Annotated in this window: 13 protein-coding genes; 2 read left to right on the forward strand and 11 right to left on the reverse strand. The window is 72.9% G+C overall.

Annotation, left to right across the window (positions count from 1 at the left end; genetic code table 11):
* Positions 1-72: 72 nt before the first annotated feature.
* On the reverse strand, positions 73-1272 hold the full coding sequence (locus tag ACWCRA_RS14910; protein WP_451067767.1) for an acyl-CoA dehydrogenase family protein: 1200 nt from the start codon (positions 1270-1272) through the stop codon (positions 73-75).
* Between the two features lie 458 nt (positions 1273-1730).
* Here ACWCRA_RS14910 and ACWCRA_RS14915 point away from each other — a divergent pair, with 458 nt between their 5' ends.
* Positions 1731-2324 carry an LmbU family transcriptional regulator gene (locus tag ACWCRA_RS14915; protein ID WP_351543991.1) on the forward strand — a complete coding sequence of 198 codons (594 nt, stop codon included), beginning with the start codon at positions 1731-1733 and terminating at the stop codon, positions 2322-2324.
* 223 nt (positions 2325-2547) lie between these two features.
* On the opposite strand, the gene ACWCRA_RS14920 is transcribed toward ACWCRA_RS14915, so the two are convergent.
* The 4 genes from ACWCRA_RS14920 to ACWCRA_RS14935 are packed head-to-tail and all read right to left on the reverse strand — an operon-like array spanning position 2548 to position 11562.
* Entirely contained in the window at positions 2548-3642 is a 1095-nt protein-coding gene (locus ACWCRA_RS14920; RefSeq protein ID WP_451067768.1) for a methyltransferase, read from the reverse strand.
* Complete coding sequence (locus ACWCRA_RS14925) at positions 3639-7496, reverse strand: SDR family NAD(P)-dependent oxidoreductase (RefSeq protein ID WP_451067769.1); 3858 nt, start codon at positions 7494-7496, stop codon at positions 3639-3641. Before ACWCRA_RS14925 ends, ACWCRA_RS14920 begins: the two co-directional genes overlap by 4 nt.
* Before the next feature lie 3 nt (positions 7497-7499).
* A complete protein-coding gene (locus ACWCRA_RS14930; RefSeq protein WP_351543999.1) occupies positions 7500-8261 on the reverse strand; it encodes a thioesterase II family protein in 762 nt (253 codons plus the stop codon).
* Positions 8248-11562, reverse strand: a complete 3315-nt coding sequence (locus tag ACWCRA_RS14935) for a non-ribosomal peptide synthetase (protein WP_451067770.1) — start codon at positions 11560-11562, stop codon at positions 8248-8250. The genes ACWCRA_RS14930 and ACWCRA_RS14935 overlap by 14 nt, the downstream gene beginning before the upstream one ends.
* Positions 11563-11654: 92 nt before the next feature.
* Here ACWCRA_RS14935 and ACWCRA_RS14940 point away from each other — a divergent pair, with 92 nt between their 5' ends.
* The gene (locus ACWCRA_RS14940; protein WP_351544004.1) at positions 11655-12830 is read left to right on the forward strand and encodes an acyl-CoA dehydrogenase family protein; all 1176 of its coding nucleotides are present in this window, start codon (positions 11655-11657) and stop codon (positions 12828-12830) included.
* 95 nt (positions 12831-12925) lie between these two features.
* Here the strand turns inward: ACWCRA_RS14940 and ACWCRA_RS14945 are convergent, their stop codons facing one another.
* The 6 genes from ACWCRA_RS14945 to ACWCRA_RS14970 form a co-directional block, all read right to left on the reverse strand.
* A complete protein-coding gene (locus ACWCRA_RS14945) occupies positions 12926-13126 on the reverse strand; it encodes an MbtH family protein (RefSeq protein WP_351544007.1) in 201 nt (66 codons plus the stop codon).
* A 126-nt stretch (positions 13127-13252) separates the two neighbouring features.
* Positions 13253-16381 carry a condensation domain-containing protein gene (locus ACWCRA_RS14950; RefSeq protein WP_451067771.1) on the reverse strand — a complete coding sequence of 1043 codons (3129 nt, stop codon included), beginning with the start codon at positions 16379-16381 and terminating at the stop codon, positions 13253-13255.
* A gap of 123 nt (positions 16382-16504) precedes the next feature.
* Positions 16505-19615, reverse strand: coding sequence for a non-ribosomal peptide synthetase (locus ACWCRA_RS14955; protein WP_451067772.1), 3111 nt, complete (start codon positions 19613-19615; stop codon positions 16505-16507).
* Positions 19612-20673 carry a methyltransferase gene (locus ACWCRA_RS14960; RefSeq protein WP_451067773.1) on the reverse strand — a complete coding sequence of 354 codons (1062 nt, stop codon included), beginning with the start codon at positions 20671-20673 and terminating at the stop codon, positions 19612-19614. The genes ACWCRA_RS14955 and ACWCRA_RS14960 overlap by 4 nt, the downstream gene beginning before the upstream one ends.
* A gap of 7 nt (positions 20674-20680) precedes the next feature.
* Positions 20681-21430 (reverse strand): tryptophan 2,3-dioxygenase family protein, encoded by a 750-nt coding sequence (locus ACWCRA_RS14965; protein ID WP_351544017.1) that lies wholly within the window; start codon positions 21428-21430, stop codon positions 20681-20683.
* A 9-nt stretch (positions 21431-21439) separates the two neighbouring features.
* On the reverse strand, positions 21440-22687 hold the full coding sequence (locus tag ACWCRA_RS14970) for a pyridoxal phosphate-dependent aminotransferase (protein WP_351544020.1): 1248 nt from the start codon (positions 22685-22687) through the stop codon (positions 21440-21442).
* Between the last annotated feature and the right edge of the window lie 10 nt (positions 22688-22697).

Genomic DNA, 22697 nt, shown 5'->3' on the forward strand with positions numbered 1-22697 from the left:
CGTTCAGCGTCCCCGGCGGTTCACCGCGTCTCGCCGGCGAGACCGGAGGGACGGACGGGAGCACCGGCGGCCTCACACCCAGGTCGCGGGGTCGACACCGAAGCCCAGCTCCACCCGTCCGCAGAGGGTGTAGGACATGTCGGGCTCCAGGAGCTTGTGCGTGGCCAGCGTGTTCAGATCGCGCTGGGCGCGCTGGAACGGGGAGTCCAGGAACTGGCCGCGTCCGCCGAGGGCCTCGCACAGCCGGTCCGCCGCGGACCGGGCGGCCCCGACCACATAGCTGGCCGTCCGGCGGCAGGACGCCCGCTCGGCGGGGGTGTAGGTGCCCCCCGCTCCGTAGGTCCGGGTCAGACGCGTCACCGTCTCGTCGAGCAGCAGCCGGGCCGCGCGGAGTTCCGCACCGGCCCGTCCGATCCTCAACTGCGCGCCCCGGGTGTCCTCGGGACGGGCGTTCCCCTGGGCGGCGATCCTCTCCCGCAGATGGTCCCGGAGGTCGTCGGCCAGGGCGAGCGCGGTCCCCAGGGACACGGCAGCGGCGGCGAGGACGAAGGTCGGGATGAGCGGACAGCGGTAGAGGGGGCTGTCGTGCACGGCCGCGCCGGGGGTCGTGCCCTCCACCATGTCGAGCATGCGCACCGACCGCCGTTCGGGCACGTACCGGTCGGTGACCTCCATGTCGTTGCTGCCGGTCGCCCGCATCCCGCTGGTGTGCCACACATCGCGCACGGCCACCTCCGACATCGGCAGGAGGAAGACCCGGGCCTCGGGCCCGCCGCGTGTCTCGGCCAGGGCGCACATCATCGCCCAGTCGGCGTGCATCACCCCGCTCGCCCACGACCACCGGCCGGTCAGCCGGTATCCGCCGGGAACGGGCCGGGCCCTCCCCTGCGGGGGAATCGTGGCGGGTATCAGACCGTAGGGCCGTTCCGCGAAGACCTCCCGCTGGGTCTCCTCCGGGTACATCGCGACCATCCAGTTGTGCAGCGCGTAGTTGAACATCACCCATGAGGTCGAGGCGCAGCCCCGCGCCAGCTCCGTCGTGGCGCCGACCAGTGTGCCGAAGTCGAGTTCCCGTCCGCCGAACCTGCGGGGCACCAGCAGTTCGGGCAGACCGGTCGCGACGAGATCGGCGACCGTCTCCTCCGGCAATTCCCGCAGTTCCTCCGCATGACCGGCCCGCTTGGCGACGGCGGGGGCCAATGCGCGTGCCGCCGCGAGCAACTCTTCCCGCGGGTTCTCCTCGACGTTCCCCGGATTCTCGACCTGAGCCATGGTGAACCCTCTCCGAAACATGGATGGACTTCGCTCCCGGCCCGGCGCACAACAGCCGGCCGGCCGCCTTCCGCGTGCGTACTCCTTCCCCGGCGAACGGCCCGCCGCCGCGGACGGGCACGCGGACGGTTCACCGAGTGGCCGCCGGCCCGGTGGACGCGTCCGGCGCGTTCACGGGGTCCCGACCGATGACGCCCGGAGTGGCCCGGCGGCCGGTCACCGAAGGCTCTCCTAGCGAGATGCGAAGGGAAAGTCAGGGACGGGTGTCATGCTCACTCCAGTACTCCTGCCCGTCAACTGTTCATGATGGAGAGGGTGAAGGTATGCAGGTCTCCGACCTCCGAACACCAACCCCGACAACAGGAAACGAACCCGGTTCGAGCACGGTGAACTCCGCGGGAGCGAATCAGCCAACCATTTTCCAGATCGGAAGGGAAACGCTCCCGCGGAGCACCGGAATGCTCTTCAGATCAGACATTCCCTTCCAGCGCTGGATAAGGATCGGCAGGCAGCTCACACGGATATCGGAGTCCTCCGGCTGGTGGCTGGGGGATTGGCTGGTCTACGGCGAGAACTCCTACCCGGACCGCTACAGGGAGGCCGTCAAGCGCACCGCCCTGGACTATCAGACACTCCGCAACTACGCCTGGATCGCGCGGCGGTTCGACCAGTCCCGCCGCCGGGCGGCGCTCAGCCTGGGGCACCACATGGAGGTCGCCGCGCTCACCCCGGCGCAACAGGATCTGCTGCTCCTCAGAGCGGAACAGGAGGGCTGGTCGCGGAATGTCCTGCGCAAGCAGGTGCGCCTGGCCAAGGGGGCGGACCCGGCCCCGCTCCCCGCCCCCGCCACGGCGCCCGCCCTCACAGCCCGCGCCGAGCACCCCCCGGGCAGCGCCGCCGACCCGGAGCGGCCGGAACGGGTGGTCGCTCTGCGCACCACACCTGACCAGCGCCAGCGCTGGCACCGTGCCGCTGAGCTGATGAACACCGATCTCACCGAGTGGGCCGCGGCCGTGCTCGACGGGGCCGCGCAGACCGTACTGGAGAACTAGGGAGTCTCTTTCGGATCAGGCCGGACCGGTGAGCGGGGTCCGGTGCCGTGGATCGCGAGGCGGAGGAGGGAGCCCACGCGGAGCGCCGGCGACCGACGGCAGCGCGGCGAGGCGCGGTGCCGGGGCTCGCGAGCCCGGCACGATCCGAAAGAGACGACCTGGCGGCACCCGGCGGCCGGGGCCGGGTCCGCCTCCGCGCCACCCCCTCGCGGGGAGCGGAGGGTCAGGGCGGATCACCGGCCCCGGCCGCCGGGAAGGACCGGTCCGCCGGGAAGGACCGGTCCGGGACGGGCTCGGCGGCGTCCGATGACACACACTCGACCAGGACCAGCCCGGCGGCCGTCGGTGTGGCCGACCGCACCGACAGGCCCGCGGCGGCGGCCAGTCCGCCCACCTCGTCGAGTGTCCGCTCCCGTCCTCCCATCAGGGTCAGCATCCGCAGATCCACCAGCGTGGCCTGTTCCTCGGCCGGGCCCGCCCCCAGAATCCACTCCACCAGGAGGACCCGGCCCCGCTCCCCGCCGGCCCGGGCACACCGCCGCAGGATCGTCAGCGCCCGCGCGTCGCTCCAGTCGTGCAGGACGTTCGCCAGCACATACACGTCGCCGCCGTCCGGCAGCGGGTCGAAGAAGCTGCCCTCGACGACATCGCAGCGGCCGTCCAGCCCCGCCGCCCGGATCAGCTCCCGCGCCTTCGCGGCGGTGTCGGGCTGGTCGACGAGTGTGCCCCGCAGCCCCGGGTGGGCCGTCAGCAGCCTGCGCAGCAGTTCGCCCCTGCCGCCGCCCACGTCCACCACGTGCCGCACCGACGGCCAGTCGTAGCCGTCGGCCACCCCCGGCCCGAACCACTCGGCATTCGCCGCCATGAGCGCGTCGAAGGACGCGACCCGGTCCGGGTCGGCCCCGATGTCGTCCCAGAACGGCTGCCCGTACAGGCCCTCGTAGACGGGGGCCCCGGTGCGGACGCTGTCCAGCAGACCGGTGAAGGTGAGCTCCATCCGGCCCGCCATGCCCTGGAGGTCGAGCCAGGGGTGCAGCCCCATGGGCGCGTTGGAGCGCAGCAGATACGCGGGCGGGTTCATCGCGTACACATCACGCTCCGGCTCGGTGAACAGTCCCCGGCAGGTCAGGAAGCGCAGCAGTCTGCGGAGGGCGTCCGGTTCGGCGCCCGCCGCGGTCGCCAGCTCGGCCAGCCGGGTGCGGCCGGAGGAGATCAGGTCCGCCAGCCGGAGCGTCGCCGCGACCCGGATGGCCATGGGGGTGGCGAGGTCCGCGGAGGCGATGAGGTCGAGCGGCTTCGACGGGGTGCGGTCGTTCATCCCCGGGCCCTCTCCCCGAAGGCCGACGTCAGATCGCGGACGGTCGGGTTCTCGTACAGCAGGCTGACCGAGTGGTCGGTGCCGAAGAGGTCGTTCACCCGCGTCATGATCTGAAGGGCGCGCACGGAGTTCCCCCCGAGTTCGAAGAAGCCGTCGTCCCGCCCGACCCGGGGCACCGCCAGCACCTGGCTCCAGGCGGCGGCGACGCCGCGCTCCCGCTCGCCCTCGGGGGCGGAGAACCGCCGCCGGGCGAAGGACTGCCGCGCGGCCGGGAGCAGACCCGCGTCGACCCGCCCCTGGGCGTCCCTGGGGAGCCGGGCCATGACAGCCACGCGGTACGGGCCCACCGGGCCGAGCGCCGTGCGCACCGCCTCCACCAGCGTGTCCGGGTCGGCCTCCGGGTCGGTCGGGGCTATGGCGACGACCATCTCGCCGGCCTCCAGCTGTGAGTGCTCCAGCGCGCGCTGGAAGTGGGGTTGTCCCGCGTCCCCTCCGATCAGCACATACGGCTGGTCCTGGGCGAGCGCGGCGAGCAGCGACGCGATGCCGCGCTCCGGAGCGATGGTCAGAAAGCCGCGCCGCCGCGCCGCCGCCGCGGTCGGCGCCCCCGTGTTCATCCCCGTGCCCTCCCACATGCTCCACGCGAGGCAGCGCACCGGGCGGCCCCGGGCCGCCCAGCTGTCGCCGAAGGCGTCGAGCGCGCTGTTCGCGGAGGCGTACGCGACGAAGGAGCTGCCGCCGAAGAAGCCGTTGACCGAGGAGAACAGGACGAGCAGCGCGCCGGGACGGTCGAGGAGCAGTTGTCGCAGGGCCCAGGCGCCGCCGACCTTCGGGTGGGCCTGGTCGAGGAACCGGTCCACCGACTCGCGCGGCACGGTGTGCTCCTCCAGCCGGTCCCACTGGGCGGCCACCGGCTCGCCCGCGAGGTGGAAGACGCCATCGAGAGGGCGGCTCCAGGCCGCTTCGGCCGCGGCGACGGCGGCGCTGAGCGCCTCGGCGTCGATGGTGTCCGTGACCGCGTAACGGACATCGCCGAGTTCGCCGAGTTCCGTGTACCGGCGGGTCGCCTCGTCGTCGCCGCCGAGGGTTTTGCGGCCGACGACGAGGAGCCGGGCCTGATGGGCGGAGAGCAGATACCGCGCGACCTCGAAACCGATGCCGCCGAGTCCGCCGACGAGAAGGTAGACGCCCCGGGACCTGATGGTTCCGGTCGCGGCGAGCCCATCGGGCTCGGGGACCTCCCGGAGGCGGGGTGCCACGCGGGCGCCGTCCCGTTCGGCCACGATGGTCTCCGTGGCGGGGAGGCCCAGTTCACGGGCGACGGCCGCCGCCGCGTCGCTCACCGAGTCACCGCTCAGGTCCAGTTGGCCGACCGCGCGCAGACACTCCTCCTCGGCCGCGGTGCGCACGACTCCCGCGATGGCGCCCTTGCACCAGTCGACCCGGTCGTCCTCCCGCACCCGGTGCGCTCCCGAGGTGACGACGAGGAGCCGGGTACCGGCCGCGCCGGCCGCGACGAGCGACTGGAGGCACCACAGCACACTGATCGCGCCGCGGTAGAGGTCGTCACGGGAGTCGTCGGCGTCCGGAGGCTCGGGCCAGCGCGGCAGCGCCCAGGCGTGCACCACGGCCTCCGGTGCGGCGCCTTCCCCGGCCAGCGTCTCGATCAGACGGACGCAGTCCTCGCGTGCGGAGGGCCGGAGGGTGAAGGTGTCGGCGCCGGTGCGGGTGAAGGCGTTCCCCCGCCGGACGGTGACGACGCGGGTGCGGGGGAAGCGGTCTCCGAGCGCCGCCGCCAGCTCTCCCCCGCTGTCCTCGAACAGCAGCAGAGGTCCGCCGCCCCCGGTGCTCGCGGACACGGGCGCCGGCACCGGCTGCCAGACCTTGGTGTACGTCCACGGGCCGGGGTCGTCCGGGGCGGCGCCGCCGGTGGCCGCGACGGACCCCAGGCGGTCGTCGAAGCGGCCGGCGAGCAGCGCGTCCCTGAGCGCCCCGCGCTGAATCTTGCCGCTCTCGGTCTTGGGGAACTCCTCCTCGGGAACCGGCACGACCAGGTCGGGCCGGAGGCCCATCTCACGGGCCAGGGCGACGCCGACCTCCCGCGCGACGCGGGTGTGCTCGGCCGGTTCGGAGGAGAGCGGGACGTAGAACACGGCGACCCGGTCGGTGCCGTGGTACGGATCGGAGATGCCGCAGGCGGCCACACTGGAGACCTTCACTCCGGGGACCCGGCCGGCGACCGACTCGATGTCGTGGCTCGGATAGTTGCCCCCGTTGACGATGATCAGGTCCTTCGCGCGGCCGGTGAGCGTGAGCCGGCCGTCCTTCAGGAAGGCCAGGTCCCCGGTGTCGAACCAGCCGTCCTCGGTGAAGGACTCACGGTTGGCCTCCGGGTTGCCGTAGTAGCCGTTCAGCACCGTGGTGCCACTGACCTGCAGCCTCCCGACCCGGGACTCGGGCAGGACCCGGTCGCCGTGGTCGACGATCCGCAGCGACACCCCGGCGATGGGCGGCCCCACCTCCGTGAAGCTGACGGCGTGCGGGGCGTCCGCCGTCACGAACGCGAGGTCTCCGTCGAGGGTCCGCTGATCGATGCTGACCACCCCGGTGGTGTCGTCGTCGCGGTCCATGCGCGCGTAGGTGACACCGGAGGAGGTCTCGGACATGCCCCAGCAGGGGACCATGGAACCGCCGGACAGCCCGTGGGGGGCCAGCAGCCGCAGGAAGCTCCGGGCGGTCCGCGCGACCACCGCCTCGCCCGCGTTGCAGATGTTGCGCATCGACGAGAGGTCCCAGCCGCCCTCGGCGATGGCGTCCGCGCAGTCGTTGACGAGGGCGAAGGCGAAGTTGGGGGCCCAGGTGTTGGTGGCACCGTACCGTTCGATCCAGTCGAGCCACCGGGTGGGACGGCCGACGAACGCCGATGTCAGCGCGTTGACATGGGCGCATCCCAGGAAGACATCCCGCACGTTGTACATGACGATGCCGCCGACGTGGTCCAGCGGCATCCAGTTCAGGGACACCTCATCGGGTCCGAAACCGTTCGCGACGGCCGTCGCCCAGGTGCGCGCCGCGATGGTGCGGTGGGGGTGCTGGACGCATTTGGGCACCCCCGTGCTGCCCGAGGTCAGCAGGTTGAGGGCGATGTCGCCGGGTTCGGCCGGATGGATCTCCGCGGCCGGCGGGGACTGTTCGAGCCGCTCCAGTGCCGCGGTCCGCACCCCGGCCTCGCCCCAGAGGCCGGCGAGCCCGGCCACACCGGGCAGCAGCGCCTCATCGGTGACGATGAGCGGATGGTCCAGGAGCTGCCAGGCGCCGTGCAGCCGGCGGGTGGTCGCGTTGTGCTCGCGGTAGGTGGGGGCCGCCCCGACCGGGGTGGGCAGAAAGCCGCCGAGCACACAGGCCCAGAAGGCGGTCACGAAGTTCCGGTTGTCCTGGAACTGCAGCAGCACCGACTGGCCGGGAGTCAGCCCCTCGGCGCGCAGCCCGCCGAGCACCCGGGTGGCCTCGGTGAGCAGCCGGGCGTAGGACTGGTGGTGCTCGGTTCCGTCGGAGCGGACATAGGTCGTGCCGCGCTCCCCGTGGTCCCGGGCCGCGCGCACCAGGGCCTGGGGCAGTGTCGCCGGCCAGTCGTCGGCGGGTGCCGGGCCGGTGCCGTGGGCGAGAGCGGGGCGGGGGTCGCGGCCCACCTCGGGGACGGGGGCCGCCGGGCCGGGTCCGGCGACCGCGCCGCGCCGGCGCAGCCGGACGATCACCTCGGCGTCCGACACCCCGGGGACCCGGCGCGCACGGCCCGTCAGTTCGGCCAGCAGCTCCGGGTCGGGCGGTTCCGTCGGGGCGGATACGAGAGCCATGGATCAGACCTCCAGTTCGGGGACGCCGAGCGCCGAGGTGATCAGACGGGACAGCTCCGCCGGCGCCTCGTCGAGGAAGAAGTGCCCTCCGCTGATCGGGTGGTGGGTGAACGGTCCGGTCGTGTGGTCCTCCCAGGCGGTGAGATCCCCGGTCCCGAGCTGCTCGTCCCGGTCTCCTCCGATCACCGTGACGGCACAGTCCAGGGGCGGTCGCGGACGGTACGCGTACCGCTCCCACAGCTGGAAATCGGCGCGTACGCCGGGCAGCAGCAGCTCCATCATGCGGTCGTCGGCCAGGACGTCCGGTGCCACACCGCCCTGGGGGCCGAGCCTGCTGCGGAACTCGGCGTCGGGCAGGGTGTGCAGCGCGGTCGCGTGCCGCTCGGCCAGGTGGGGAGCGGCCTGGCTGCCGAGGATCAGATGCGGGATCCGCAGGCCGTGACGGGTCCGCAGCTCCCCCGCGACTTCGAAGGCCAGCAGCGCGCCCGCGCAGTGGCCGTAGAGCGCCACCGGGGTGGTGAGATACGGCTTCAGGGCGATCGCCAGGGTGCGGACCAGCAGATCCAGCCGGGTCAGCGGCGGGTCGAAGACCCGGTCCTCCCGGCCGGGCAGTTGAACCGCCACCACTTCGACCGTGTCGGGAAGGAGCGCGGGCCATGCGGTGAAGACGGAGGCGCCCGCGCCGGCGTACGGCAGACAGACGAGACGCCAGGACGGGCGGGTGCGGGGAAACCGCCTGATCAGAGGGGAATCAACGCTCAGCATCGCCGAACCGTTCGCGCGTCATCTCCGCGATCTCCTCCTCGGACCGCCCTTCGACCTCGGCGAGCGCCCTCAGCAGCCCCTCCTGCCGCGACCGCTGGGCGACCACCGCCCGGTCGACCGTGGCGGCGACCCCGGCGACAGTCGGGTCCTGGAAGAAGTCGGCCACGGGCACCTCGACGCCGAACGCGGCCCGGAGCCGGGGAATGACCCGGAGCGCCTCGAGACTCGTACCGCCGATGGAGAAGAAGCTGTCCCGCAGACCGACACGCGCCGCCGCCAGCAGCGGGACGAAGACCTCGCCCGCCACCCGGCGCTGGGTGGGAGTCCAGTCCCGCTGGTCGACCTCGTCCTCGGTGGCCTGGAAGGCGACCGGTGGCAGGTTTCTGACGTCGAGTTTGCCGCTCGGGGTGAGCGGTATGGCGTCGACGAGGCTCACCAGGGACGGCACCATCGGCCGGGGCAGCTTCCCGGCCACCCACTCGCGCAGGCCTTCGGGGTCGACGGTGGCACCCGGCAGGGGCGCCACGTGGGCGACGAGCACTGTCTCGCCGGCGGGGGTGTGCGCGGTCACCACGACGGCCCGGCTCACCTGCGGGTGCGCGTCGAGGACGGATTCGACGGCCCGCAGCTCGATGCGGATGCCCCGCACCTTGACCTGCCGGTCGACGCGCCCGCGGAAGACCAGGTCACCGTCGGGTGTCCAGTCCGCCAGATCGCCGCTGAGATACATCCGCGAGCCGGGAGGGCCGTACGGGTCGGGGCGGAAGCGCTCGGCGGTGAGGTCCGCGCGGCCCAGATAGCCGCGGGCCAGTCCGTCACCCGCGATGGCCAGCTCTCCGGGCACCCCCACGGGCAGCGCGGCGGACTCGCCGTCGAGGACGTAGGCGCGGTGGTTGGCCATCGCCCGGCCGATCGGCGGTGAGGTGTCCCAGACCCCGGTGCAGTGCTTGGCCACCACGGTGACGGTGCACTCGGTGGGGCCGTAGCCGTTGTGGAAGGCACGTCCGCCGGCCGCCCAGGCGGTGGTGAGCTCGCCGCTGAACGCCTCGCCGCCCACGAACGCGACCCGGAGCGCGCGGTACCGCTCGGGCTGGAGCAGGCCCATGACCGCGGGCGGCAGGTCGATGACGGTGATCTCCTGATCGATCAGGACACGGTCGAGCGCCTCGGTGGAGCGCTTCTCGTCCTCGGTGGCGAGGTAGAGCCGGGCTCCGCTGAGGAGGGCGCCGAAGATCTCGAAGACGGAGACGTCGAATCCGAGGGAGGCGAACTGGAGCACCCGGTCCTCGGGGCCGAGGGCGAACATCTCCTGGACGGTCCGGATGAAGTTGGTGGCGTTGCGGTGTTCGATGAGCACGCCCTTGGGCCGGGCCGTGGTGCCCGATGTGTAGATGACATAGGCCAGGTTCCCCGGTGTCACCGGCACGGCCCCGGGCGTGGGTCCGGCCGCCGGCCGCGCGGGCCCGTCGAGGTCGACGACCTGCCAGGGCCCCGGTGGCACCCGGTCCCGCAGAGCGCTCCGGGTGATCACCGCAGTCGCGGCCGAGTCGTCGAGGACCATGCCGATCCGGTCGTCGGGGTACGCCGGATCGAGCGGCACATACGCTCCGCCGGCGGCGAGGACACCGAGCAGCGCCTCGACCATCCACGGTCCCCGGTCCACCAGGACCGCCACGCGGTGCTCGGGCCCGACTCCGGCGCCGCGGAGCTGTCCGGCGAGCCTCTCCACCCGCTCGGCCAGCTCTCCGTACGTCATGGTTCCCGTGCGCCAGACCAGGGCCGGCGCGTCCGGGCAGAGCCGGGCCCGCTCCAGGAAGGTCTCGTGCAGGAGGGCTTCGCCGCGCGGGGTGCCCGGGGGGTTCCAGGCGGTGGTGACCTGCCTCCGCTCGGCGGGGGATGTCATCGGCAGTGCGGTGTGCCGTGATCCGGGCGCGGCGAGTCCGGCCCGCAGAAGGCGCTCGTAGTGGTCGAGCAGCTGGGCCGATCCGCGCTCGTGGTACAGCGAGGTGGCGTACTCCAGTGTGAGCGCGGGCGCCGCGGGGTCGAGCCGTACGCGCAGGAGTGCCTCGAAGGTGCCGCCCCCGGTGGGGATCTGCTCCAGGCCGATCTCCAGCCCGGCGGCCCGGCGGCTGGGCCGCGGCGCGGGGTCGACGGCGAAACCGAGCTGGACCAGGGGGAGGCGGGAGGCGTCCTGGTCGAAGCCGGCCGCGTCGAGTATCCGCTTGAAGGGCACCGCCGCGTGCTTCCTCGCCTCGTCGAGCGCCGTGTGGCACCGGGCCGCCAGCTCGGCGAGGCCGTGCGATCCGGCGCAGTCCAGGCGCAGGGGGAGCAGATTGCCGCAGTCCCCCACCACGGTGTCCGCGCCGCCGGGTCCGACGCGCACCGGTGTGCCGATGACGAGGTCGTCCTGCCGGGTGTACCGCGCCAGCAGGATGCCGTAGGCGGCGAGGAGCACGGCCTCCGGGGAGACCGCGAGGCCGGCGGCGAAGGTCTCCACGGCGGCGAGGAGTGCGGGGTCGAGGTCGCGGGTGACCTGGTCCGACGCGAGGTCGAGCGTGCCCGGCCTGGTGTGACCGGTGGGCAGTTCGGTCGGCTCCCAGCCGATGAGCCCGTCGCGCCACCAGTCGGCCGACGCGGCGCCCGCCGCCCCGTCGACGAACCGCCGCTGCCAGGAGACGAACTCGTTGAAGCCGCCGGCCGGCGCCGCGGGGGCCGGGGCGCTCCCCCGGGCCCGGGCGGCGTAGCAGTCGGCGAGCCGGTCCCGCAGGATGCCCAGCGACTCGGGGTCGGCGACGAGGTAGTGGGTGACCACCATCAGCAGATGCCGGTCGGGGGCGAGGGTGAACAGCCTGGTCCTCAGCAGGGGCCCGGTCTCGAAGTCGAGCCCGTAGCGCAGCTCATCGGCCAGCGCCTGACCGAGGTGTTCCCGCCGCCGGCCGGCGTCCAGGTCGCTGATGTCCTCCGGGCGGAGATCCGGTGCGCGGTGGGACAGGACGCGGCGGTCGGGCACCTCCCCGGCGGGGAAGACCGAGCGCAGCACCGGGTGCTGCTCCAGGATGTCGCCCACCGCGCCGCGCAGCGCGCCGTGGTTCAGCTCGCCGGTCAGGTGGAGATGGAAGGCCAGCTCGTAGCCCGCGTTCCTGCCGATCCGGTTGAGCACGCACAGCTGCTCCTGCCGGAACGAGAGGAGGTCACCCGGGGAGTGTTCGGCCACGGTCTCGCTCAGGCGTTTGAGGAAGCCTCCCCGCCTGCTCTCCGGAACCCTCTTCAGCCGTTCGATGATCTCGTTCTTCTTCTCCATCTCACCACTCCACGTATAGACGGGGCGGGCATCGATGCATAACTTCGATCGTCACACCGGGATTCCATCGGACGCAAGACAGAAGGAGAGGCATGGATTTCACAGTGCCGGAATCAACCAACCGCATCCGCAGCGAAGTTCGGGAACTACTGGAAAGCGATCTCCTGCAATCCGAGCTTCGGTCCATCGCCGATCGCGAGGATGGTCTCGACGGCGACGCCCGGGAATCGTATCGCCTTATGGGCGAGCGCCGGCTCCTCGCCGCAGACTGGCCGCCGGAGTACGGCGGACAAGGTCTGGGATTCACCGAATCCGCCGCCGTCGTCGAGGAGATGGCCCGAAAGGGCATTCCGCTCAGCCTCTACTTCATCACGGTCCAGATCGTCGGGAGACTGCTGCTGAGCCGGGGCACCGCCGAGCAGAGGGAACGCCTGCTGCCCGCGATCGCGCGCGGCGAGCTGTTCGCCTGCATCCTCTTCACCGAGCCCGGCGTCGGCTCCGACCTGGCCGCGGTCACCACGCGCGCGGTGCGCGACGGGGACGGCTGGACCCTCAGCGGGCACAAGCGGTTCAACCTCAAGACGTCCTACGCCGATGTCGCGCTGTGTGTGGCCCGCACGGAGCAGAACACCAACCGGTACGAGGGGCTGACCCTCTTCCTCGTCCCCCTGGACCACCCCGGGGTGCGGGTGCGGCCTCTGCGGAGCCTGGCCGACGAGCACTTCCACGATGTGCTCCTCACCGGTGTCCGGGTCGGCCCCGAGGCCGTCGTGGGCGCCCCCAACGCGGCCTGGTCCCTGATCAGCGCCATGTTCGCCGGCGAGCGCAGCGGCTTCGACTACTACGCCCGCGGCCTGGGGTGGATCGAGAGGGCGGCGGAGATCCTGCGCTCCGGCCCCGCTGACGACCACGCCCGTGTGGGGCTGGCCCGCCACTGGGCCCGGCTGGACGCGGGACGGCTGCTGGCCCTGCGGGTGCTCCAGCGGCTGCACGAGGGGGAGCCCGACACCACCGAGGCGTCCCTCGCCAAGTGGTACTGCAGTCAGACCGCCCAGAGCACCGCGTGGTGGGCGGCGGAGACGCTCGCCGGGGCGGGGGACGATCCGCTGCTGGCCCCGGCCAGCCGCGAGGCGGCCGGCATGACCATCTCGGGCGGTGCCTCCGAGGTGCTGCTGGAGACCATCGTGGCCGCGCGGCTGCTGGACAGCTCCCCGGGGGAAACCCCGGGGAGGGCGGCTCCCGTTCCGCTGGAGCCGCCCTCACCGTGACGCGCCGGCCCCGGCGGGACGGGGGTCCCACGGGTACGGGTACGTCCACACGCCCCGAGGGGGTCGTGTGGACGTACCCGGCCGGCCGGCGGCCGTCACCCCTGGCGACGGCGCAGACTGAGCGGGCGGAGATCGACCCAGACCTCCGCTATGTGCGCGAGGCAGTGCTCCTTCGACCCCGTCACGCCCTGGCTCCGCCATCCATCGGGAATGTCGCGGTCGCTGAGCCAGATCGAATACTGCTCCTCGTGGTTCATCACGACGTGATAGGTCCGGTCATCCTGGTCACCCACCATGCTGGGCCATTCCTCTCTCTTGTCCGGTGCTTCTTTACGGGAATCGGTCCCGTGCCCGGCCGGAATCATCAGTAATTGCCTCGTGAAGCTTCCCGCAGCGGTGGTGCGCCGGATCGCTTCCGGGAGTCACACGGACATGTCGAGTCCACCCGAACAGGTGGAGATCCGCCGTCCCGGGTCAGCGGTCACCTCTTCCAGCAGGGTCCGCAGTTCGACGAGCCGGCGCATTCCGGTCTCCCTCCGCCAGAGTGCCGTGTTCATTTCCAGCCCCAATTGCATCCGGTCCTCCTGGGAGAGCGCGTGGAACGACATCTCGTAACGGGATGTCTCATGGCTGACGAAGTCGTAGCCGATCCGGCAGCCGGGGAGGTCCAGGGGGAACCACCCGGACAACTGGAGCTCGCAGGCGATGGTGAACAGCGGCAGGCGGTTCGGGCGCCGGGCCGGACGAACCGCTTCGACGATCTTGGACATGGGAAGCGTCTGGTGCTCGTACGCCTCCAGCAGCGCGTCCCTGACCCGGCGGACGAGCCGGCGGAACGTCGGGTCTCCCGAGCAGTCGACGCGCAGCGGGACCGCGTTCAGGAAGCAGCCGATGAGCTGCTCCGACCGGGGCATGCCGCGGTTCTCGCAGGGGACGCCGATGACGATGTCGTCCTGGCCGCTGAGCCGGTGCAGCAGCGCCACCACCGCCGCGACATAGGCCATGAACGCGGTCGCCCGCTCCTCGCGGGCCACGGCTGTCAGCTCCGTCAGTGTCCGGGCCGACGCCGGCTCGTAGAGGTAGTCGCCCTCGAAGGTGAGGGTGTCCGGACGCGGGTGGTCGACGGGCAGCTCCAGTTCGGCGGCGCCGCTCAGGGTCCGCCGCCAGAACCCTGTCAGCCGGTCGCCCTCGGGGCCCGACAGATGCTCCCGCTCCCAGGCCACATAGCGGGAGAAGGGGAACGGGAGCGCGGGGAGCCGGTGCGGACGGCCCTCCAGACGGGCCCCGTACACCTCGCTCAGCTCCCGCATGAACACGGTCATCGACACCTCGTCGGTGAGGAGGTGGTGGAAGACCAGGGCCACCAGGTGTTCGGTCGCGGTGATCCGGGCGACCCGGGCGAGGAGGAGGGGGCCCTCAGTGAGGTCGAAGACGTGGTAACCGGCATCCCGGCGGAACTGTTCGACGGCGGTGTCCCGCTCGGGCCCGGGGAGCGCGGAGAGGTCGGTGAGCGGCACGGGCAGCGTCAGCTCCCCCGCGACGCGCTGCATGGGCTCGCCGCCGACCTCCACGAAGGTGGTGCGCAGCGTCTCGTGGCGGGCGACGACCTCGTTGACCGCGTCCCGCAGCGCCGCGACATCCAGCGGGCCGTGCACGGAGACCACCAGCGGCACCGTGTGGGTGAGCCGGCCGGGCCGGAGCTGCTCCATCAGCCAGAGCTGGAGCTGGGAGTGGGAGAGCGGGGCCAGGAAGGACGCTTCGGAGGGGGCGGGGCCGGGCGCCGCGGCCAACCCGGGGGAGGACGCGGCCGCCAGATCCTCCTCGTCCACCAGTCCGGTGAACTCCTCGTCCGAGAGCGCGCCGAGTTCCCTCAGCCGCCGGGACAGACCGGGGTGCAGCCGGCTCACCTCGGCCGTGAACTCCGCGAGCGTGGAGTGCTCGAAGACCGTCCGGATGGGCACCTTCACCCCGAGCGTCGTGTGGATGCGTTCCGTGAACCAGGCGCTGAGCATCGAGTGGCCGCCGCTCCGGAAGAAGTCGTCCCCGGGTTCGGCGCGCGGGACTTCGAGCACCGCTTCCCACAGGTGGGCGATGGCGGCGAGGAGGATCTCGTCCACCGGCTCCACCGGTTCGCCGGCGCCGGTGGTGCGGAGGGGAGCGGCGACCGGAGTCCCGGACCGGCCGGGGGTGGCCCCGGGCGGCGGCGCGAGTTCGCTCAGCCGGAGCGCGGGGTCGCGGGTCCACTCGCCGAGCACCCGCCCGTAGTCGCTCATCACCGAGGCGACGCTCCCGTCGTCGAGGATGCCGGTGTCGTACTCCACCCAGACGCTCACCTCCTCGCGATCCGTCTCGGACTCCACGATGGTGTCGAGGCGGCCCCGCCCGCGCGGCACCTCGAACGGGACGACCCGCAGCGCGCCCCAGACGCTGGTCGCGGCCGCCCGCTCCTTGGGCAGGAAGAGGTGCTGGATCAGGGCGTTGCGGCTCGGGTCGCGCGGCGGACGGACGGACTCGATCACCTTCTCCAGCGCGATCTGCCCGTGGTCCACGGCTTCCAGACAGCGCATGCCGCACCGCCGCAGCAGCTCGCCGAGGTCGGGGTCGCCGGAGAGGTCCAGCCGGACGGGCACCGTGTTGGAGATCAGGCCGACGACCCCGGCCAGCTCGGGGCGACGGTTCGCCACGAGCATGCCCAGGCTGAGGTCCCGCTCCCCGGTGGCCCGCGACATGACCGCGGCGTAGGCCGCCAGGGAGGTCATGTAGGGCGTGGCACCGAGGCGGCGGGCCGTCTCCCGCAGCCGGTCGCCGAGCCGGTCGCCGAGGACGAACTTCTCCCTGCGTCCGCGCACCCCCTTCACCGGCGGACGGGCCAGCGCGGACGGCAGCTCCAGCACGGTCCTGGCGCCCGTCAGGGTGTGCCGCCAGTAGGCGATGTCGTCGTCGAGGTGGCCGGAGCCCAGCAGCGAGCGTTCCCACCGGGTGTAGTCGGCGTACCGCAGCTCCAGGGGGACGAGCGGCGAGGGGTCGCCGGCGTCGAAGGCGGTGTACAGCTGCTCCAGTTCGGCCATGAGGATGCGGCCGGACTCGACGTCTCCGGTCAGATGGTGGAGGGCGAGCACCAGCGCGTGGTCCTCGTCGGCGACCCGCAGCAGCAGCGCCCGGAACAGGGGGCCCGCGGACAGGTCCTGGGGCCGCTCGACGAAGTCGCGGGCGAGGGCGAGGACCCGCTGTTCCGCGCCCTCGGTGCCCTCGGCGACTTCGGTGCCCTCCGCACCGGGGTCCGCCGGGTCCGGACCGAGCGTCAGGACGTCCGCCACGGTGGGGAGCACGCGCTGCACCGGTGCCCCGTCGACGAAGGGGAAGACGGTGCGGAGCGCCTCGTGGCGGTGGACCAGCTCGCTCAGGGCGCGCTCCAGGGCAGCCGGGTTCAGCGGCCCGTACAGCCTGACCGCGATCGACTCGGTGTACAGCGCGTGGTCCGGGTTGAGCTGCTCGGCGACCCAGAACTGCTCCTGCCGGAACGACATCGGCGCGGTGGTGTCGGCGTTCACTGCCTGTCCTCCTCTACCCCTTGTCCTGCCTGTGTGAGCGGTGTCCGTCCGGGTGCCGCGGGGAGGGGAACGGCTCCGCGGCGGACCCCGCTCACCGATCCGGCCCGGTCCGAAAGAAACTCCCTAGGTCCCCCGCAGCGGAGTGACGGCCGGCAGCGCGGGGGCGGTCCCCCGCGCTCCGTCGCTCTTGATCAGCCCCGCCAGTCCGGCCGGGGTCGGCAGCAGGAAGAGCTGGCGCAGCGACAGCCGCACCGGCATCCGGTCCTGGACCATCGTGATCAGGGTGCTCGCCTGGAGCGAGCTGCCGCCGAGTTCGAAGAAGCTGTCGTCCACACCCACCCGCTCCACACCGAGGACCTCCGCCCAGAGTCCGGCCAGGGCCCGCTCCACGGTGTCGGCCGGCTGCCGGTAGGGACGGCTGGGACGCCAGTCCTCCCAGCCGGGGGGCGGCAGCCTGGAGCGGTCGATCTTGTTGCTGGCGTTGGACGGCATGGTGTCGAGGACGACATAGGCGACCGGGACCATGTACTCGGGGAGCCGTTCGGCCACGTACTCGCGCAGCTCCAGCGGTGTCACCGGCTCCCGGGAGGTGACACAGGCGACGAGCTGGGGCCGGCTGCCCGGGCCCGTCACGGGGATCACCGCGGCCAGGCTGATCCCCGGATGGGTGAGCAGGGCGGCCTCCACGTCCCCGGTCTCCACGCGGTAGCCCTTGATCTTGAGCATGGACCCCGCCCGGCCGCGGTGGTCGAGGAGGCCGTCGGGGCGGTACCGGCCGAGGTCTCCCGTGCGGTACATCCGCGATCCGGGCGGGCCGAAGGGGTCGGGCCGGAATGTCGCGGCGGTTCCCTCCGGGTCGCCGAGGTACCCCAGGACGACGCCGTCTCCGCCCACCCACAACTCGCCGACCGCACCGGGTGGCACGGGGCGCTGGTCGTCGTCGAGGACGTAGACGCGCGCCATCGGCGCCGGGCTTCCCACCGGCGGCGGCCACGCCCGGTCCGCCGCGGTCGCGGTGGCGGGGGTCGGGCCTCCGGTCCACGGGTGGGTGGGGCTGGTGATCTGCATCGCCTCACTGGAACCGAACGGCGGGGAGATCGAGAAGGGCACATCGGGCGGTGCCCACCGGTGCAGTTTGTCGCCGCCGACCACCACCGTCCGCAGCGCGGCGCCGGCGGGCCAGCGCAGGCTCTGGATCGCGTCGGCGATGGGGGCGACCATGAACGACTGGGTGATGCGGTGCTCGACCATCCAGTCCCGCAGCAGCGGCGGGGAGGCCACCGTGTCGCGCTCCGGTATGTGCAGGCTCCCCCCGGCGGCGAGCAGCGTGCCGACCTCGTAGAAGGAGATCCCCGATCCCGGTGGCGCCAGCCAGGTGCCCCGGTCCGCCGCGGTCGTGCGGTTCACCTCCAGCAGGTGGGCGCAGGACAGGGAGAGCACCCGGTGCGGGGAGAGGATCGCCTTGGGGCGGCCGGTCGAACCCGAGGTCTGGATGATGTAGCCGAGGTCGTCGATGCCGATGGGCTCGTCGAGGTCCGCGTCGGCGTGCCGGTCGATCGCCGGCCCGTCGCGGTCGAGCAGCAGCAGGGCCGCCCCGCTCTCCGGCAGGCCGCGCACCGTCCCCGACCGTCCGATGATCACCACGGGCGGGCTGGCCGCCACGGCGAGCTCCAGACGGGCGGGGGGCGCGTTGGTGTCCAGGGGCACGGGGAGCGCCCCGAGCTTGAACGCGGCGAGAACACCGACCAGCCATCCGGGCGAGCTCTCCAGACAGATGCCGACGACGTCCTCACGGCCGACTCCCCGCACCCGCAGCTCGCGGGCCAGGCGGTTCGCCGTCCGGTTGAGTTCCCCGTACGTCATCCGGTCGGCGCCCCTGCCGATGGCGAGCGCGCCGGGGCGCGCCGCGGCGTGCTCCTCGACCCAGCGGTGGACGGGCCGGGCGCGCTCCCGTACCTCCGCCGCCTTCCGGGGGTCGCCGCGGAAGGCGGCGAGATCGTCGTCGGACAGCATGTCCAGGGTGCGCACGGGCGCGTCCGGGCGGGTCACCGCCGCGTCCAGCAGGGTCAGATAGTGACGCGCGAGCGCGGCCATCGGCCCGGGGTCGTGGAGCGCGGTGCGGTAGCTGAACCGGGCGGTCCGCGGCAGCGGTGCCGTCTCCACCGTGAGTTCCAGGTCGAACTCGCTCTCGGCGGGGTCGAGGAACCCTCCCGTCCAGCCCTCGGGCAGGCGCGGCGCGGGGCGGACGGCGAAGGCGACATTCGGCAGCGGCGACTCGTCATCGGACCGGCGGAACAGCCCCGCGAGGACACCCACCGGGACGGCGGGCCCCCGGGCCGCGTCCGCGCGCTGCCGGGCCGTCTCGGTGACCAGGCCGCCGAAGGTGGTGGCGCGGGTGAGCCGTGTCGCCACCGGGACCAGATCGGTGTGGGACCCCACCACCGGGCCGTGGCGGCGGCGGTCGAGCGCGACGCCCACCATCAGCCGCTCCTGCCCGCCGTAACGGTGCAGGAGGGCGTGGAGAGCGGCCAGCAGCACGGTCTCCACGGGCGTGCCGAGGCTCCGGGCGAGGCTCTCCACCCGCGCGGCCAGTGCGGTGGGGATGGGGACGTCGTGGTGGGACACCGCCCCGACGGCGGCCCCGCGCCGCGGAATCCGGGTCGGCAGATCGACGACCGGGGGGCAGTCGGCCAGTTCGCGCGCGATCCGTGCGTGGACCTCGTCGACGGGCACCGGCGGTGGGTCCGGCGCGACCGCTTCCGGGCGCGCGGGACCGGCCGGTCCGGCGGCCCCGGTCCGCAGGGACTCGGCCACCTCGGCCAGCAGGGCGGGGATCGCGGCGTGGTCCAGGACCAGCCGGTGACCGGTGAGACCGAGCACCGGGCCCTCGGGGGTCCGGACGACAAGGGCGCGCAGCAGCGGCCCGGACGCCGTGTCCAGGGGGTGCCGCGCCCGCTCGCCCACGAGCGCTTCGGCGGCGGTGCGGGAGGCGGCGCTCGCCGTTTCCACGCGGGGTGGGCCGCCGGGGGTCAGGACGAGCCGGCCCTCGTCCGTCTCCCGGGCGCTTCCCGTGAGATGGGGGTGGCGGACCGCCAGCGCCGCCAGCGCCCGGTGCAGCGCCGCCGCGTCGGCGGTCTCCGGCAGCCGCAGGGCCACCGCGATGTGGTTCACCGATGTGGGGGTGGATGTCTCGTACAGCCGGAATCGCTCTCGCAGCCCGTCCACGAACGTCATTGCGGCACTCCCTCGACGATGCTCATCATTCCCTTGACGGCGGACTCTCCCGATTGGGCGGGGACGATCCGGCGCAGGGACAGGCCCGCGGAGTCCAGCAACGCGCGGTACTCGTCCCCGGTGCGCTCCCGGCCCCCGGTGTGGACCAGCATGTTGAGGTCGCAGCCCGTGGCCGTCCGGCTCGCGAGCCCCGGTCGCACCCGGCCCGGCAGAACGATCTCGACGAGCAGGAGGACGGCGTCCGGCGCCATGGCGCGGCGGCAGTTCCGCAGGATGCGACCGGCCCGGTCGTCGTCCCAGTTGTGGATCACACTCTTCAGCAGGTAGACATCGCCGCCCGCCGGGACCTCGTCGAAGAAGTCCCCGCCGGCGCAGCGGCAGCGGCCGGCCAGACCGGCGCCGTTCACCGCGCCCCGGGTCCCGTCGATGACCTGCGGCGCGTCGAAGACGATGCCCCGCGCGGCCGGGTTCGCCCGCAGAATCGCGGTCAGCAGACCTCCCTTCCCGCCGCCGACGTCGACGATCAGCTCCCGTCCGGTGAAGTCGTACGCCTCCACGACATCGGCGGCGACCGGACCGGCCAGTGCGTCCATCGCCCGGTCGAACACCTCGGCGGCGGCCGGGCGGCCGGCGAGATACGCGTACACGCTCTCGCCGTACGCGTACTCGAAGGCGGTCCCCCCGCTCCGCACGCTGTGCAGCAGCTCCCCCCAGGAGGCGCGTTCCGTCGGCCCTCCGTGGTGCAGCGCGACGGCCCGCAGGGAACCGGCGGCGTTCGCGCGGAGGTGGCCGCCGAGGCCGGTGAGGGAGAAGTGGTCGTCCCCCTCGTCGTGGACCACGCCCACGGAGGCGAGGAAGCGCAGCAGGCGGCGGAGGGCGGGCGGGTGCGTCCCGGTGGCGCGGGCCAACGCGCGGTAGTCGTGCGCGCCCGGCCCCATCCGGTCGGCGAGTTCGATGCCCGCGGCGACGTGGAGCGCGCCCGAGACATAGTGTCCGGTGATCATCCGGAACAGGTCCATGGGCGTTCCCGCCGGGTCGGTGCGGTCCGTGGAGGTCATCGGCGGCTCACCTCGGTTCCGCGGGGACGGCCCGCTGCCGGTCCAGCCGCGCGCCGGGGCCGCTCTCCCGGCCGGTGAGGGCGAGGGCGCGCGCCCGGGTCAGCTCCGGGAAGACGCTCCCCACCCGTTCCCTCAGATACCGGGTGCCGGCACTGCCCCCCGTGCCCGGGAGGTCGCCGAGCGTCCGGGCGACGACATCGAGGTGGCGGACCTTCCACTGCCAGATCAGATGTCCCACTTCGAGCAGCGTCTCGGCGATGCGGTACAGCGGACCCGCCGTGTGCCCCTGGCGGTAGACCTCCTCCACCGTCATCCCGTGCCCCAGCACCGCCGCGACGAAGCTGTCGTAGAGGGGACCGGTCCCGCCGTCGAGCCCGACGACGCGGTCCAGATCGCGGAACTGACGGGACTCGGCGCCGCTCGCGCAGCCCAGGCGGGGCCGCAGCTCGGCGAAGCTCGCGCCCGGGAGCAGACCGAGCACGGTGAGGTGCTCGTTGAGGAGACGGTGGACCGAGACCACGCGCTCCAGGAACTCCAGGGCCAGCTCGGTCTCCATGCGCGGTGGTGCCATCGACTCCCTGGCGCCCTCCAGGTCGGTGAGGATCTGGCGCAGCCACAGCTCCGAGGACTGGTGCACCACGATGAAGAACGCCTCCGCGGCCCGGTCCCTCGGTGACGCCTCGTCCGGCAGCACCGGACGCCGAGCTTCCAGCAGCTGTGTCAGCCCCAGGTAGCCGTGGTAGGTCCCAGCAGGCATCGGTACTCCTCATCTCTGGCCGGCTACGAGGTCCAGCAGTGACCGGACACCGCTCACGAGCTCCTCCGGGGGACCGCACAGCGCGAGCCTCAGCAGATGGCGGGCGCTCGGCAGCTCGTCCACGCCGGTCACGGTGGAGTCCCGCGCCATGACCGGGCGCAACGCGAATCCCCGGGCGGGGGCGACCGCGACATCGCACTCGTGGAGCAGCTTGGCGGCGAGGACCTCCGCCTCCAGCCCCGTCCGTTCGACATCGAGCACCGCGTACCAGCCCCCGGCCGGTGGACGGGTCAGCAGTCCGGCCTCGATCAACGGCGGCAGCGCCGTGTCGACGGCGTGCGCGACCGCCCTCCGGTTCTCCTCCGTCGCGGTCCTCGCCGCCAGCGCGGCCAGCCCCGCGTACTGCACCGGTGTCGCGGGCGAGACGATGTTCGCCTCCTGGGTGGTGCGCAGGGCACGCGCCGTCGTGGCGTTCGGTGTGACCACGTAGCCCAGCCGGTAGCCGGTCATCGCATAGCTCTTGGAGAAGCTGAAGGTCGAGAAGACCCGCCGCTCGGGCTCCGCGAGACCGGCTTCCAGTGACGCCGGGGAGAGATGGCGGCCGCGGTAGACGAAGTGCTCGTACGCCTCGTCGCTGATGAGGAACCAGCCCGACCGGTGGGCGAGTTCCACCAGCTGCCGCACGGCCGCCTCGTCCATCACCGCGCCGGTCGGATTGGCGGGCGAGTTCACCAGGACGGCGCGGGTCCGCGGGCCGGTGAGGGCGGCGAGGGCGTCCACGTCGGGCGTGAAGTCATGGCGCAGCGGATAGAACACCGGCCGGAAGCCGGCGAGCATGATCTGCTGGAGATGGATCGGCCAGTGCAGTTCCGGCAGGAGGATCTCGGCGCCCGGAGCCGCCAGGGTCTGGAAGACCGCCGACAGCCCCTGGCAGGAGCCGGGGGTGAGGAAGACGCGGTCCGGCGAGGTGCGCAGGCCGTTCTCCTCCCGGAGCTTGGCGGTCAGCGCCTCGCGCAGCTCCAGCAGCCCCTCCGCCGATGTGTAGGCCGTGCGGCCGTCCCTGACGGCCGCGACGAGTGCCTCGCGCACGGTGTCGGGCGGCGCGAAATCCGGTTCGCCGACATGCAGTCGGATCGTCTTCCGGCCCGTCGTCCGCTCGCGTTCCTCGGCGGCCCGGAAGACCCCGTGGAGACAGGATTCCGGGATGGCGAGAGGCCGCAGCCGGTCCCCGGCGCCGGGTCCGCTGTCACTGGTCATGTGCTTCGCC

It is taken from the genome of Streptomyces sp. NPDC001889, assembly GCF_053594535.1.

Coding starts and splice junctions, on each gene's coding strand:
- ACWCRA_RS14930 (WP_351543999.1), bottom strand. CDS start 8,261: ATGCTGAGCGTTGATTCCCCTCTGATCAGGCGGTTTCCCCGCACCCGC.
- ACWCRA_RS14965 (WP_351544017.1), bottom strand. CDS start 21,430: ATGCCTGCTGGGACCTACCACGGCTACCTGGGGCTGACACAGCTGCTG.
- ACWCRA_RS14935 (WP_451067770.1), bottom strand. CDS start 11,562: ATGGAGAAGAAGAACGAGATCATCGAACGGCTGAAGAGGGTTCCGGAG.
- ACWCRA_RS14960 (WP_451067773.1), bottom strand. CDS start 20,673: ATGACCTCCACGGACCGCACCGACCCGGCGGGAACGCCCATGGACCTG.
- ACWCRA_RS14945 (WP_351544007.1), bottom strand. CDS start 13,126: ATGGTGGGTGACCAGGATGACCGGACCTATCACGTCGTGATGAACCAC.
- ACWCRA_RS14915 (WP_351543991.1), top strand. CDS start 1,731: ATGCTCTTCAGATCAGACATTCCCTTCCAGCGCTGGATAAGGATCGGC.
- ACWCRA_RS14955 (WP_451067772.1), bottom strand. CDS start 19,615: ATGACGTTCGTGGACGGGCTGCGAGAGCGATTCCGGCTGTACGAGACA.
- ACWCRA_RS14925 (WP_451067769.1), bottom strand. CDS start 7,496: ATGGCTCTCGTATCCGCCCCGACGGAACCGCCCGACCCGGAGCTGCTG.
- ACWCRA_RS14920 (WP_451067768.1), bottom strand. CDS start 3,642: ATGAACGACCGCACCCCGTCGAAGCCGCTCGACCTCATCGCCTCCGCG.
- ACWCRA_RS14970 (WP_351544020.1), bottom strand. CDS start 22,687: ATGACCAGTGACAGCGGACCCGGCGCCGGGGACCGGCTGCGGCCTCTC.
- ACWCRA_RS14940 (WP_351544004.1), top strand. CDS start 11,655: ATGGATTTCACAGTGCCGGAATCAACCAACCGCATCCGCAGCGAAGTT.
- ACWCRA_RS14910 (WP_451067767.1), bottom strand. CDS start 1,272: ATGGCTCAGGTCGAGAATCCGGGGAACGTCGAGGAGAACCCGCGGGAA.